Source organism: Mycobacterium paraterrae (assembly GCF_022430545.2).
In the GTDB taxonomy this organism is placed as follows: domain Bacteria; phylum Actinomycetota; class Actinomycetes; order Mycobacteriales; family Mycobacteriaceae; genus Mycobacterium; species Mycobacterium paraterrae.
Genome location: NZ_CP092488.2, coordinates 781,419 through 795,003 on the forward strand (window position 1 = coordinate 781,419; position 13,585 = coordinate 795,003).

The window sequence follows — 13,585 nt, forward strand, 5'->3', positions numbered from 1 at the left end:
AAATCGAAAGGCCGGGCAATCGCTGGATTGCCCGGCCTTCCCAGGTGCTGAAGCGAGATGCGATCAGCTGAACGTCACCGTCGCGTTGTCGTCCCCTTCTTTCCAGGTGATGGTGCCGTGCTCGAACGTCGACTTGTAGGTGCCGTCCGGCTCCTTCGTCTCGTCGGCGGTCGGATACCCCAGCCTGCCCTGCGAGGCCTGGTTGTCGTTCCACGCGTCGCGGATCTTGCCCCACACCAGGTAGACCGGTCCGCCGTTCTTGTAGATCAGGACGCCACCGTCGTACTGCTGGTAAACGCCGGTGTTGTCGGCGGTGTTCTTCTGGTTGTCGTAGGGCGCGCCGAGGTCCTTCTTCTGCTCGTCGGTGAGGGTCTCCCACTTGGCCAAAATCGGCCCCTCGACGGTGTACAGGGTGCCGTTCTTGCCGGCGATCTGCGTCGGCGACGGGCTGGCCGTCACGCTCGAGGTTGGCGAGGCGACAGCCGACGACATCATCGCGGACGACGTCGAGGTCGCTGCGGAACTCGACGAGGAACTGCTCGAGTTGTTCGATTGGTGACACCCCGCACCGAGAAATGCGAGAGCTGCAAGAGCGACCGAGAACGACGCTGTTCTTCTGTTGAGCGCGTGCATTATTTCCTTTCGAATACTCATCGATCGGCTCGGACTCGTCCCGTTTGACGTGCCCGAACCGTGACTCTAAGCCGATCCGATCTTGTTCGGAAGAGACGTCTCGAGGCCGCTCGGCCGGCAAAGAACGGCGCTTTGCTGAGCGGCGGTCGAGCGTTCTGCCGAGCATCAACCGACGGCCCTGACGATGCGTGCCCAGCTACCCGATACCCTCAGTACCGTGAATTCACTCGACTGGCGCGAACGGCCCGAGACCGCGCACTTCGGCCCCGCCTCGTGGCAGTCCACCGTGCTCGCCGTGTTGACCGCCATCTTCGTCCGCCCGGTGCTGGCCACCTTGACCCTCATCGGCATCGTGGTCAATCGCATTAGCCCAGACACCCTGCAACGCGTCCGACTCGACGGCATCGACGGCTCGATGAAGTTCATCCGGCCGTTGCCCGGCACCGACGTCACGCAGGTCGAGTTGCCGCACTGTCGGGCCGAATGGGTCGTCGCACCCGAAGCACGCGATTCGACGTCGCTGATCGTGTACTTCCACGGCTCGGCGCTGGTCACCCTGGGCCTTAACTCCCACCGCCGCTTCGTCAGCCGGTTGTCGCAGGCGACCGGCGCCAAAGTGCTCAACGTCGGTTACCGGTTGGCACCGCAGGCCAGCATCGAAGAGGCCGTCGCGGACGGTCTGGACGGCTACCGCTTCGCGCTGGCGCAGGGATTCGCGCCCGAGCGGATCGTGTTGGCCGGCGACTCGGCCGGCGGACTGATGGCCGCCGACGTCGCATTGGCCGCGCGGGACGCCGGGCTGCCGGTGCCGGCGGGGCAGGCATTGATGTCGCCGCTGACCTCGTCGGACATGGGCCTGAAGTACCGGGCGCTGAAAGACCACCGCGACGTGATGTTTCCGTTCATGACGGTGAAGTTCATCTACGACGTGTTCGCGACGGTGAACGGCACCCGGCCGCCGCCGCTGATGCCGCCCGAGGCCGACCTTCGCGGGCTGGGCCCATTCCTGCTGCAAGCCGGCACCCACGAGATGCTGCTCAACGACACCGTTGTGTTCGCCGAACGGCTACGCGAACAAAACGTCGCAGTCTGGGTCCAGCTGTGGCACAAGGCGATGCACATGTTCCAGCTGAGCTTCGACGTCAACCCCGACGCCCGCCGGGCGGTCGCGGAGGTCGCGGCCTTCATCCGCTACGCGACCAGCGTGCAGGACGAGATCACCGCCTAGCGCACGACTAGTGCGCGAAGTGCCGCGCGCCGGTCAGGTAGAGCGCGATGCCGAAGTTGGCCGCGGCGGCAGTCACCTCGTCGTCGCGCACCGAGCCGCCCGGATGCACGATCGCCTTGACGCCCGCGGCGGCCAGGGTCTCCAGGCCGTCCGGGAACGGGAAGAAGGCATCGGACGCGGCGACCGCACCCCGGACCCGGTCTCCCCCACGCTCGACGGCCAAGCGGGCGGCGTCGACACGGTTCACCTGGCCCATACCGACGCCGAGGGTCGCGCCGCCACCGGCGATGACGATCGCATTGGACTTCACCGCCCGGCAGGTTCGCCAGGCGAAGACCAGGTCTGCCAGCGTGGCCGGGTCGGCCGGCTCACCGGTCGCCAGCGTCCAGTTGTTCGGGTCGTCGCCCGGTGCGTCGATCCGGTCGCGTTGTTGCACCAGCAGCCCGCCGCTGATCTGACGGCGTTCGAACGCGTCACCCTCCGGCTGCGCGGCCACCAGCACCCGGATGTTCTTCTTACGGGCCAGCACGTCGACGGCGCCCGGCGCGTAGGCCGGCGCGACGATCACTTCGGTAAAGATCGTGCTGACGTATTCGGCCATCTCGACGCTGACCTCGGTGTTGGCCGCGATCACGCCACCGAACGCGCTGAGCGGGTCGCATTCATGAGCCTTGCGGTGCGCGTCGGCGACTGAGTCCGACGAAATGGCGATGCCGCAGGGATTGGCGTGCTTGATGATCGCGACGCAGATGTCCTGGTGATCGAATGCCGCCCGCCAGGCGGCGTCGGCGTCAGTGAAGTTGTTGTAGGACATCTCTTTTCCGTGCAGTTGCTCGGCCTGCGCCAGGCCGGGCCAGCCGCTGTCGTCGACATACAGCGCGGCCTTCTGGTGCGGGTTCTCGCCGTAGCGCAGCTGGGTCGAGCGGCGCCATGTGCCGGCCACCCATTCGGGGAATTCCGTCGCCGGCTCCTCGGGCGCCAGCGTCGATTCCATCCAGCCGGCCACTGCCACGTCGTACTCGGCGGTGTGCCGAAAGGCCAACGACGCCAACTTCTTTCGCTCGGCGAGCGTGAACCCGCCGCTGCGCACGGCGGCCAGCACGCCGTCGTAACCCAGCGGGTCGGTGACCACCGCGACGCTGGGATGATTTTTGGCTGACGCGCGGACCATCGATGGTCCGCCGATGTCGATCTGCTCGACACACTCGTCGACGCCCGCGCCCGACTCCACGGTCTCGCTGAACGGGTATAGGTTGACCACCACCAACTCGAACGCCGCGATGCCGAGTTGCTCGAGGGCCTCGGCGTGCTCAGGTTTGCGGAGGTCGGCGAGCAACCCGGCATGGACCCTGGGATGCAAGGTCTTGACCCGACCGTCGAGCACCTCCGGAAAGCCGGTGAGTTCTTCCACCGGGGTAACCGGAATGCCCTTGTCGGCAATGGTTTTCGCTGTCGAGCCGGTAGAGACGATCTCTACCCCGGCATCGGCCAGTCCCTTGGCGAGGTCGACCAGACCGGTCTTGTCGTACACGCTGATCAACGCGCGGCGGATCGGCCGCCTGCCTTCACTGTTACTCATCCGATAGTCGCCTTTCGTCCGATCCAGGTCACGCCGCCAGTCGCCACCGCGGCTATCACGTCCACCAAGAGTCGCCGTTCGATCACCTTGATGCGTTCGTGCAGGGTTTGTTCGTCGTCGTCGTCGAGCACCGGAACGGCCTGCTGGGCCAGTATCGGGCCGGTGTCGGTGCCGGCGTCGACCAGATGCACCGTGCACCCGGTCACTTTGACGCCGTGGGCCAGCGCGTCGGCCACCCCGTGCGCGCCGGGAAAGGCCGGCAACAGCGCCGGATGGGTATTGAGCGTCCGGCCCTCGAACTTCGAAAGGAACTGCGGTCCAAGTATCTTCATGAAACCCGCCGACACGACGAGGTCCGGCGAATGCTCGGCCGTGGCCTCGGTGAGCGCGGCGTCCCATGCCTCGCGATCGGGGTAGTCGCCAAGCCGCACCCGGAACGAGGGCAGGGAGGCAGCGGAGGCGATGTCGACGGCCGCGCAGTCGCGGTCGACGCCGACGGCCACCACCCGCGCCGGGTAGTCACCGACCGCGGCGTCCAGCAGTGACGCCAGCAGCGAACCGGTGCCTGAGGCCAGCACGACCAACCGTGCCGGTGCGCTGGGAGGCACACGGAACGATTGCTGCACAGGTCAGAGCCTACTTCGGCCGACGACGCTGCCCGCTACCACCCTGGGGATGTCTAGCGGTCGTGCTCGTCGGGCAGATCGAGGCCCGACAGGTCCTGGGTCGCGACCTCGGAGTCGTCGGGGTCGCGGTCCGGGGTCGGCTCGGCCGATAGCGGTGGCTCGGCAGACGGCACGACGGGAGCCGGCTTGGGTCGGCGCGGGCGGCGCCGAATGCCGCCGGCCATCATGACGGTGAGCGCACCGATCGCGGTGAACCACAGGAAGATCGCGAAACCGAATGTGCCCTGGTCGATTCCGACGCCGCCGAAGTTGCCGAGCTGGCCACTGCCGGCGTACCCGAGCAATGCCAGCGTCAGCGCCGCGACCAACGCCGCAACGCCGACCTTCGCCATCGCGTCGGAAAGTGGCAACGGCCGTCGCGCGCACTGCTGACCGAGCGCAACCCCGGAGGACGCGCCGACGATCAGCAGCGCGACCCAGATCGGGCCCAGCGGCGGGTGGGGGGCCGCCGCCAACACCGGCAGCGCGGGAATGTCACCACCGAAAACCGTGAACGAGCTGAACGTCGCAAAACCCAGGTGGGCGCTCGATCCGACCGCCATCGCCGCGGTCGCGACGATCACGTTGGGCACGTACAGGATCGACAGCACCGTCAGGCTGAACTGACCGAACAGCGACGCGGTGATCCCGTACAGCTCCTGCATCGTCGCCCAGTGCACGACCAACGAGCAGGCCGTCACCATCCCGGACAGCCCGAGCAGCGCCAGGACCCCGGCCGCTGCCGCGCGCAGCGAATCGGCCACCCAGTCCGGTAGCGGCGACGCCGCAAGGGCGCGTCGTCCGACCCTCGACCCGACCCCGATGATTGCGCCGATAACGTGCACCACCAGAACGCTGCAGAATGCTCGGAAAGCATTCGGCGTCTGCAACTCGGTGATCACCGACGCGGCGTCGTGGATGACCGCCAGCGCGACCGCCGTGAACAGCAGGGGCCCGCCCAGCGCCGAGGCCACGATCCAGCGCGTGACGAACCAGGACGCCGTGGGCGCGGTGGCGTGCGCGGTAGTCCGCGCCGTTCCCCACACCATCAGCAGCACCGGCAGCAACGGCATGACACCCAGCTCGCGGCCGCCGATCGAAATCGGCACTTGATGCACGCCGAGCCACATGCTTGCGATCGCACCCAGCGCGCCGGTCATGTCGCTGTTGGCAATGACCAACTGCAACAACGTCACTGCGGCGATGACCACCAACGCCACCACCGCTGGGCCGAACGCGACCCGCACGAGGTCGCGCGCCTGATGGGCGCCCGGGGTTCGACTGTCCGGGGTCACGGTTTGAGGACGTTACCTACCGGATCGGGCAGTAGGCGACTCGCCGCGCCTGGACGCACCCGTCAGGACTGGGACGGACCCGACGGCGCCTGCGGTTGCTGACCTGAGCCGTACTCGTGCTGGCCGTGGACAGGGCCGCCCTGGTCACTGGAGTTGCCCTGGCCCGGCGTGTTGGAGCCGGGCGACGGCGGCGGGCTGAAGCTCGGGAAACCCGTTGGCGGGGTTGGCGATCCGTGCTGCTGGGACTGGACGGAGCTCGGCTGAGGTCCCGGCTGTGCGGGGAATCCACCGGTCGTCTGGCCGGACGGGTAACCGCCGTACTGCGCCCCGTAGCCGGACTGCTGGTAGGGGGCCTGCTGCTGGCCGTAGTAGCCGCCGTACTGGCCGTAGTACTGGTCGTACTTCGGACGAGGCGCCGGTGCGGTGATCACGCCCGCGTCGAGCAGGAGAGCGGCGACGGCCAGACCGGCCTGCACGACACCGGCGGTGACAGCGATCCACAACCCGGCGCCGCGATCCGACGCGTCGACGGTGTCCTGGATGAGCAGCAGCGAGCCCAGAAGCGAGATCGCGGCGACGACGGCGAGGTAGTTCTTGGCCTTGGGCAACAGACTGACCCCGGCCAGTAGGCCGGCCAGCAACACGAGGTCGACCGGCAGAGTGCTGCCCTTTTCGACGAGCTCGTCGCCGTTGGGCAGCACACGGGAGACCATCGGGAAGTAGCTGGCCAGGTAGGTCAGCACGCCCAGCACCGCGACCGCAATGGTCAGGTAGTGCTTGAGGTTGCTCTCGGCGTCCTCCGACTTCGCGAACGACGTCGATGCGGGAGCTCCGTAGGAGCCGGGCGACTGCGCGGGCGGATATCCGGGGTTGCCGGGCGGGTAAGTCATGGCTTGTCCTGTGCCTTCCGATGCGGTTGGGGCGCCATTGTCGTGCGGCGCTGGTTACTCCCGCGCGCCGCTCCACGCGAGGCTACCTGCAAACGCTGGGTCAACGCGGTGGCGACGGCCTGCGCGGGATGTGCGACGCGAGCCGATGAACCACGCTAGCGCACCTCCGACGCGCCGCCGGTCGCCAGTACCGACCCCGGTGGTTGCCCGCAAGATTGGAACACGTTCTAATTCATCCATGGACTACGGGCTTGTGCTGTTCACCAGCGATCGCGGAATCTCCCCGGCGGCGGCTGCCACTCTTGCCGATAACCACGGGTTCACCACTTTCTATGTGCCCGAACACACCCACATCCCGGTCAAGCGTCAGGCCGCACATCCCACCACCGGTGACGAGTCGTTGCCCGACGACCGCTACATGCGCACCCTCGACCCGTGGGTCAGCCTCGGCGCGGCCTGCGCGGTGACGTCGCGAGTGCGGCTGTCGACCGCGGTCGCCCTGCCTGTCGAGCACGACCCGATCACGCTGGCGAAATCGATCGCCACGCTCGACCACCTCTCCGGCGGGCGGGTCAGCCTGGGTGTCGGGTTCGGCTGGAACACCGACGAACTGTCCGATCACGGCGTGCCGCCCGGTCGCCGCCGCACGATGCTGCGCGAATACATCGAGGCGATGCGCGCGCTGTGGACCGAGGAAGAGGCCGCCTACGACGGTGAATTCGTCAACTTCGGGCCCAGCTGGGCGTGGCCCAAGCCCGTCCAGTCGCACATTCCGGTGCTGGTCGGGGCGGCCGGCACCGAGAAGAACTTCAAGTGGATCGCCCGCAGCGCCGACGGCTGGATCACCACGCCCCGCGACTTCGACATCGACGAGCCGGTGAAGCTGCTGCAGGACACCTGGGCCGCCGCGGGCCGCGAGGGGGCACCGCAGATCGTCGCCCTGGACTTCAAGCCGGTACCCGAGAAGCTGGCGCACTGGGCCGAGATCGGCGTCACCGAGGTGTTGTTCGGGCTGCCGGACAAGTCCGAAGATGAGGTGGCCGCATACGTCGAACGATTGGCGGGCAAGCTTGCCGCAGCGGTCTAGCTGACGGGAGGCACACCGTGACCGAGCAGGGCCGGCACTTCCGGTATCGCTACGACACGCGCCTGGCGCCGATGTGGCTCGCCTTCCGGGCCTGGCCCGGCACACAGGGCGTCACGATCACCGACGAAGGCCGGTTCGTCGCGCGCTTCGGACCGTTGCGGGTCGACGTGCCGCTGTCCCAGATTCAGGATGCGCATATCACCGGCCCGTACCGGTGGTGGACGGCGGTGGGTGCGCGGCTGTCGCTGGCCGACGACGGACTGACGTTCGGCACCAACGCGACCCGGGGCGTGTGCATCCACTTCGAGCCCAGGATTCACCGCGTGATCGGTCTGCGCGACCACTCGGCGCTCAACGTCACCGTCGAGGACTGCGAAGGGTTGGTCGCCGCGCTGAAGGACTAGCCGACCGCCGCCCGGTTGATGCCTTCGTCGGTCGACGTCACAGTGATCGCAGCGCCCAGGGGGTCGCCGTCGGTCATCAACGCCACCAGGTCGTCGTCCTCGGTGAGCGCCATGAACCGCGATCCGTCGGTGTCGAGCCGGCCGATGATCACGCCCGTCGTCGTCGGCCAGTCATAGCGGACGGAGTAGGTCTCGATTGTCCCCGCGCCGTTGGCGTTCCGCGTGACGGAGACCTTCGGCAGCGCCGCGATATCCCGCTGCAGCTCCTTGCTGCGGTCGGGCTCCCACAATCCGGGCTCGGTCGAATAGACGCCCACCGAATACTTGCTCATCACACCCCCGTTCGCCCCGACCAGGCCGTACGATCCCGGCCTGTCGCGCATCGCGGCCACGGTCTCGGCGATGCCGTGCAGCGAGTAGCTGTTGCCCGGACCGCCGAAATAGGGCAGGCCGCCCGTCAGCGTCAGACCGCGGGGATCGTCGGCGGCGAGGCCGAACTCGTCGCACACCGCGAACACCGGGAACGGGAAGCAGCTGTAGAGGTCGAACGTCGCCAGGTTGTCGATGCCGATGCCCGCGCCTCGAAGTGCCTCGGCCACAGCCTGTTTGGCGGAGTAACTGACGCTGAGATCCTCGCGGTCCAGCAGGTCCTGCTCGGTCTGGTCGGCGTGCCCGCGTAGATACACCCACTTGTCGTCGGCCACTCCGAGTCGGCGGGCGGCCGACACCGACATCACCAGGGCAGCCGCGCCCTGGTTGACGGTGTCGCGCGCGACCAGGTATCGCGGATACGGGTCGCAGATCATCCGGTTCTCGTCGGTGACGGTTTCGATCTCTTCCACCGAGCGTTCCACCGGCGACGACGAAAACGGGTTCTTGGCAGCGACCTTCGAGAACGGCGCGAACAGCTCGGCCATCGCGCGACGGTAGTCGGCGACGCTGAGTCCGAGCCGGGTACGTCGGGCGTTGTCGAGCAGTCCGTACTGCACGGGCGCTCCGGTCAGCCCGTGCTTGGCGGTGTATTCGCTCATGTACTGCTCGAAACCGTAACCACGGTCTTCGAGTTGGCCGCCGACGTGTTCGGTGAAGTCCGGCTTGTCGTCACGACCGGCGAAGTACTTGGCCGTCGACCCCGGCTCAGATCCGAGGATCAACGCGACCTCGACGTCACCGGCGGCGATCGCCCCGGCGAACTCCGTCATCAGCTTCTGCGGGCCGTTGCCGCCGATCGGCTCGAGCACCGCCCGTGCCGGGTCAGCGCCGACGCGCTGCGCGACCGAACGGACGTAGTTGTCGGACGCGCCGAACGGCGGCGAGTTGAACGGCGTGCAGATCTCGAACTGCCGCAGGCCCGCGAACACGTCGATGGCCGCCGCCACTTGGGCCACGTCAACACCGGTGTCAGCCAATGCAGCGCGGACGGCCTCGGTCGCCAGGTCTACCGCGGACAGCCCGCGATAGCCGGAGTCGTCGATGCGCTCGGTGAACTGGCCGACGCCGACGACGACGGGAGTGCGGGGATCCATCAGACCTCCTGACGAGTGTTAATCAGTCAGGCTAATAGAACGTGTTCCTGTTTCCGACTCGGGTACGACGTACATCGCCAATGGTGTACATCAATATTGACGTACATCAATTCCAGCGTATTGTTGAGAAGTGGCTTGGGAGCTCAAACCGATGTCGTTGGTCGTTGGCGGCATTGTGCAACCGGAAAACGTCGTAGGGCGCGTGCGCGACGTCGCCGATGTCATGGATTCACTCAATGGCAGCGGAGCGGTCCTGGTGGGAGACCGCCGACACGGCAAGACCTCGTTGTCGCGCGTCGTGCAACGCGATGCCAAATTGGCCGGCGCGGTGGTGGTGGCGGCCAGCGCCGAGCGAGAAACCTACGGCGAGTTTGTGGCGGCGCTTGCGACAGAGCTCGGCCACCTTGAACCTCGCTGGGCGCAGGAGATGGCGAAACTGCGCGTTACGCTGACGGCGGGCCCGCTCCAAGTAGAACGAGACGCCCGTGCCGCGAGCGCGCTGGATGAGCTGCTCGACCGGGTAGTTGCACGCGCCGATGGTCGCCAAGTAGTCCTGTTCGTCGACGAGGTGACCATTCTCGCGCGCAACCTTGAACGTCACGATCGCGGCGCGGGTGCCAGCTTCTTGCATGTGTTGCGTCGGTTCCGTCAGAAGCACGGAACCGCGGTCGCGACGGTGCTGTCGGGTTCCATTGGCTTCCACCATGTTTCACCCGACGCGCCAAGCACGGTGAACGATATCCGCAAGATCGCGGTAGGCCCGATCCGCTCCGACCATGCCGCGTACTTGGCTGAATGCCTGCTCCTGGGGGAGCGGGTACCTGTGGAAGGACGCAGAGCCGTCGCCGAAGCCATCGCCGACGGAGCCGAAAACATCCCCTACTACATTCAGCATCTGGTGGCGTCCGCGCTTCGGTCCTGGCGCGACGGTCGCACACCGCTTCGACCTGAAGCGATCTCGCAGTTGGTCGATGACGCGCTCGAAAACCCAGTAGACCCATGGGACTTGAAGCATTACCGCAATCGGCTCAGCGACTACTACGGCGACGACGCCGACAACGTCGGCAAGCTTCTCGATATCTACGCGCACGCCGATCGCCCGCTGACCATTCACGACACCTTCATGAGGCTGCAAAGCGAAGGCAGCTCGATAAACGACCGCACCGAATTGGTAGCGCTCGTAGAACGTTTAGAGCTCGACCACTATCTGGTCCGGACCGGAGACGCGGACCGATTCGCATCACCGCTGGTGCAGCGGGCATGGCGCATGATGAGGCGGTGACGGATGCACCCGACATTCACACCGTCGGCACTGGCTCCCGACGAACTCGACGCCATCACAGTCGGACGTGCCGCAGTGTTCGACACCTTGGTCGGCAGAATCAAAGGCGCGGCTCGCGACGGCTCGCGACCGCACACGCTGCTTGTCGCTCCTCGTGGAGGTGGTAAGACCCACACAGTGCATGTTGCGGTGCACCGAAGCCTCGCCGACCCCGACACAGCCAAATCCATTTTGCCGGTCTTTATTCCGGAAGATTCATTGGCGATCAGCTCATACACCGACCTCCTGGTCGAGATAGCGCGGTCGATCGACGACGACCTTGCCGCCAGTGCCCGGGAGATGCGCAGGCAGAAAGACACGGTAGGGATCGAACAAGCGATCAATGCGGCCGCGGGCGGCCGAATGATCCTGCTGATGATCGAAAACCTCGACAGGGTTTTCGACGGCCTGGGCTCAGGCGGTCAAGGAGCGCTGCGCGCCTGGGTGGAGACATCAACCGCCATAACAATTTTCGCGACGGCCCCTATGCTGTTCGCCGGCGTTTCTTCTCGTTCGTATCCCTGGTACGGCTCGTTCATCGTCGAACCACTTCCCGACCTCACCGTCGACGACGCAATCATGATGCTGAGCAAAGCCGCTCGGCGCAATGACGATCACGAGCTCGCACGCTTTATCGAGTCCACGACAGGACGCGAGCGTCTTCAAGTCGTTCATCGACTGGCAGGTGGATCACCACGGCTGTGGCATCTTCTTTCCGAAGGAATCGACATCGAGTCTCTCGATGCCCTTGTCCCCGCAGTGGAGTCACTGCTAGATCGGCTGGCGCCCTATTACCAGCAGCAGCTCTGGCAACTCCCCGGCGGCGAACAACGCCTAGTAGTCGAGCTGGCCCGCGGTTGGGAACCGCAGACGGTGAGTGATCTCGCAGCGGCCGTTGGCATTTCGAACCAGTCGGCAGCTGCGGCGTTGGGAAGGTTGTCATCCGCTCGGTGGGTGACATCCAGCAAGGCGCCAACCGGCGACCGCCGAGCGACGTGGTACGACCTCACCGAGCCGCTGCTGCGCTATCACCTGCAGTACCGGGAGGATCGAGGAAAACCGTTGCGGCTCATCGTCGAGTTCCTGCGCGGCTTCTACTCTCGGGAGCGGTTACTTGCCGAGCTCGCTGAAGCAGTCCCAGATTCGCCCGTCGAGCGACATCTTCAGCACGCACTAGACGACCGGAACAACTGGTTTGCGGCGGCCGGCTTGAATGATGATCCGACATCCCTCGTCGCCACCGTCCGCACCTGGATGATCGACAAACAGCAATCGCTGAGCGACATCGCCGTCGTCCTCGACGCAATACTCGCAGCGGCGCTTGAGATTTCGTACACACGGCCGGTTGCCAAGCACCTCAAGCACATCGTGGCAGATGCGATCGCTGCTCAAACAAACGCCGCCACGATTGAAGACAAGGTCCGCGCTTCCCTCCTGCGTCTGCGTCTCCGAGAATGGGATGACGATGCAGGCGACGCTCTGTCGGTGTTCGAATTCCTCTGCAGCGCACAAAGAGGTGGCGTACGCGCCCTTGATGACCAGCAATTCGCAGCTCTACGTGAGCGGCATATCTCAAAGCCCGCGCTGATGCTCCGAATGCTGATGGCGTGGGCGCTGAGGCACGAAGGTCAAGCCGACGATGCTCTGTCCGCTGTGGACGACATCCTGGACGACATCGACGGGGTAGACGGGGTGGCCGAACCCGATCGAAACGTCGCTTGGGCCTTATGGCTAACTACGATCCCGTTCGCGAAGAGACTGCCACGGGAACGTGCGGGCAGCGTTGCTGTCGGCTGGACGCTGGCAATGACCCTGCATAGAAATGACGTTCATCCCGAGCAATTCGACACCGTCATCGCCGCCTTTACCAAAGACACCCAGGAAACAGTAGCTGCAACGGTGGCGATGGCCGCCCCCGTGTTGGGTGTCGAGATGCCGACCGAGCGTGATCCACGTCGATACGTGGACGAAGAATTACTCGCGCCGATCGACCGATTCGTCGCCGATCTAGCGAAAGAGTCGGCAGCAGAATCGGACTCGTGACTAACGCCTACAGGCTCTCCAGGATCTCGCGTGCCAGCGCGGCGGTCTCGGACGGCGTCTTGCCGACCTTCACCCCGGCGGCCTCGAGGGCTTCCTTCTTGGCCTGCGCGGTGCCCGACGACCCGGACACGATGGCACCGGCGTGGCCCATCGTCTTGCCCTCCGGCGCGGTGAAACCCGCGACGTAGCCGACGACCGGCTTGGAGACGTTCGCCTTGATGTAGTCGGCCGCCCGCTCCTCGGCGTCGCCACCGATCTCACCGATCATCACGATGACCTTGGTCTCGGGGTCCTTCTCGAACGCCTCGATCGCGTCGATGTGGGTGGTGCCGATGACCGGGTCACCGCCGATGCCGATCGAGGTGGAGAAACCGAAATCGCGCAGCTCGTACATCATTTGGTAGGTCAGCGTGCCGGACTTGGACACCAAGCCCACCGGGCCGGGACCGGAGATGTTGGCCGGGGTGATGCCAACCAGGGCCTGCCCCGGGGTGATGATGCCTGGGCAGTTGGGCCCGATGATCCGGGTCTTGTTGCCCTTGGACTCGTTATAGGCCCACGCATAGGCGCTGTCCTGCACCGGGATTCCCTCGGTGATGACGACCAGCAACGGAATCTCGGCATCGATGGCCTCGATGATCGCGTCCTTGGCGTACACCGGCGGAACGAAGATGATCGACACGTCGGCGCCGGTCTTGTCGATAGCCTCCTTGACGCTGCCGAACACCGGCAGTTCCACGGGCTCGTCGTCGACGTTTTTGTGCGCCACAGTGGTTCCGGCCTTGCGGGCGTTGACGCCGCCGACGATGTGCGTACCGGCCTTGAGCATCCGGGCAGTGTGCTTGGTGGCCTCCGATCCGGTGATGCCCTGGACGACGACCTTGTTGTCTTTAGTCAGAAAGATTGCCATGAGG

General features: G+C 65.8%; 12 protein-coding genes and 1 pseudogene. 6 read left to right on the forward strand and 7 right to left on the reverse strand.

Annotated features, from left to right (window positions below; all coding sequences use genetic code 11):
* Positions 1-63: 63 nt before the first annotated feature.
* Entirely contained in the window at positions 64-387 is a 324-nt protein-coding gene (locus MKK62_RS03600) for an LGFP repeat-containing protein (protein WP_240262375.1), read from the reverse strand.
* A gap of 25 nt (positions 388-412) precedes the next feature.
* Between MKK62_RS03600 and MKK62_RS03605 the strand changes: the two genes are divergently transcribed.
* Together MKK62_RS03605 and MKK62_RS03610 are read left to right on the forward strand one after the other, a co-directional pair.
* On the forward strand, positions 413-559 hold the full coding sequence (locus MKK62_RS03605) for a hypothetical protein (protein ID WP_240262374.1): 147 nt from the start codon (positions 413-415) through the stop codon (positions 557-559).
* Positions 560-850: 291 nt separating this feature from the next.
* Positions 851-1,861 (forward strand): alpha/beta hydrolase fold domain-containing protein, encoded by a 1,011-nt coding sequence (locus tag MKK62_RS03610; RefSeq protein ID WP_240262373.1) that lies wholly within the window; start codon positions 851-853, stop codon positions 1,859-1,861.
* A gap of 7 nt (positions 1,862-1,868) precedes the next feature.
* On the opposite strand, the gene purH is transcribed toward MKK62_RS03610, so the two are convergent.
* The 4 genes and pseudogenes from purH to MKK62_RS03630 all read right to left on the reverse strand — a co-directional run bounded on the left by purH (position 1,869) and on the right by MKK62_RS03630 (position 6,290).
* Positions 1,869-3,440 (reverse strand): bifunctional phosphoribosylaminoimidazolecarboxamide formyltransferase/IMP cyclohydrolase, encoded by a 1,572-nt coding sequence (gene purH / locus MKK62_RS03615; protein WP_240262372.1) that lies wholly within the window; start codon positions 3,438-3,440, stop codon positions 1,869-1,871.
* Entirely contained in the window at positions 3,437-4,066 is a 630-nt protein-coding gene (gene purN / locus MKK62_RS03620) for a phosphoribosylglycinamide formyltransferase (RefSeq protein ID WP_240262371.1), read from the reverse strand. Before purN ends, purH begins: the two co-directional genes overlap by 4 nt.
* 169 nt (positions 4,067-4,235) lie before the next feature.
* A pseudogene (locus MKK62_RS03625) lies at positions 4,236-5,400 on the reverse strand (cell division protein PerM); the annotation flags it as partial.
* 62 nt (positions 5,401-5,462) lie between these two features.
* Positions 5,463-6,290 carry a DUF5336 domain-containing protein gene (locus MKK62_RS03630; RefSeq protein WP_240262369.1) on the reverse strand — a complete coding sequence of 276 codons (828 nt, stop codon included), beginning with the start codon at positions 6,288-6,290 and terminating at the stop codon, positions 5,463-5,465.
* Positions 6,291-6,528: 238 nt separating this feature from the next.
* Here MKK62_RS03630 and MKK62_RS03635 point away from each other — a divergent pair, with 238 nt between their 5' ends.
* Positions 6,529-7,377, forward strand: a complete 849-nt coding sequence (locus MKK62_RS03635; RefSeq protein WP_240262368.1) for an LLM class F420-dependent oxidoreductase — start codon at positions 6,529-6,531, stop codon at positions 7,375-7,377.
* A 71-nt stretch (positions 7,378-7,448) separates the two neighbouring features.
* On the forward strand, positions 7,449-7,781 hold the full coding sequence (locus MKK62_RS03640; protein WP_240263839.1) for a hypothetical protein: 333 nt from the start codon (positions 7,449-7,451) through the stop codon (positions 7,779-7,781).
* Here the strand turns inward: MKK62_RS03640 and MKK62_RS03645 are convergent.
* A complete protein-coding gene (locus MKK62_RS03645; protein WP_240262367.1) occupies positions 7,778-9,307 on the reverse strand; it encodes an acetyl-CoA acetyltransferase in 1,530 nt (509 codons plus the stop codon). The two genes, MKK62_RS03640 and MKK62_RS03645, sit on opposite strands and share 4 nt — an antisense overlap.
* Positions 9,308-9,509: 202 nt before the next feature.
* Between MKK62_RS03645 and MKK62_RS03650 the strand changes: the two genes are divergently transcribed.
* Both MKK62_RS03650 and MKK62_RS26500 read left to right on the forward strand, forming a co-directional pair.
* A complete protein-coding gene (locus MKK62_RS03650; RefSeq protein ID WP_350355743.1) occupies positions 9,510-10,589 on the forward strand; it encodes an ATP-binding protein in 1,080 nt (359 codons plus the stop codon).
* A 75-nt stretch (positions 10,590-10,664) separates the two neighbouring features.
* Complete coding sequence (locus MKK62_RS26500) at positions 10,665-12,671, forward strand: hypothetical protein (protein ID WP_350355744.1); 2,007 nt, start codon at positions 10,665-10,667, stop codon at positions 12,669-12,671.
* Between the two features lie 7 nt (positions 12,672-12,678).
* Here MKK62_RS26500 and sucD read toward each other — a convergent pair whose 3' ends face one another.
* A complete protein-coding gene (gene sucD / locus MKK62_RS03660) occupies positions 12,679-13,581 on the reverse strand; it encodes a succinate--CoA ligase subunit alpha (protein ID WP_240262366.1) in 903 nt (300 codons plus the stop codon).
* Positions 13,582-13,585 lie beyond the last annotated feature (4 nt).

What these genes read in the sequence shown, in the direction of transcription:
- purH (WP_240262372.1), bottom strand. Translation starts at nt 3,440, where the DNA reads ATGAGTAACAGTGAAGGCAGGCGGCCGATCCGCCGCGCGTTGATCAGC.
- MKK62_RS03630 (WP_240262369.1), bottom strand. Translation starts at nt 6,290, where the DNA reads ATGACTTACCCGCCCGGCAACCCCGGATATCCGCCCGCGCAGTCGCCC.
- MKK62_RS03635 (WP_240262368.1), top strand. Translation starts at nt 6,529, where the DNA reads ATGGACTACGGGCTTGTGCTGTTCACCAGCGATCGCGGAATCTCCCCG.
- MKK62_RS03640 (WP_240263839.1), top strand. Translation starts at nt 7,449, where the DNA reads ATGTGGCTCGCCTTCCGGGCCTGGCCCGGCACACAGGGCGTCACGATC.
- MKK62_RS03645 (WP_240262367.1), bottom strand. Translation starts at nt 9,307, where the DNA reads ATGGATCCCCGCACTCCCGTCGTCGTCGGCGTCGGCCAGTTCACCGAG.
- sucD (WP_240262366.1), bottom strand. Translation starts at nt 13,581, where the DNA reads ATGGCAATCTTTCTGACTAAAGACAACAAGGTCGTCGTCCAGGGCATC.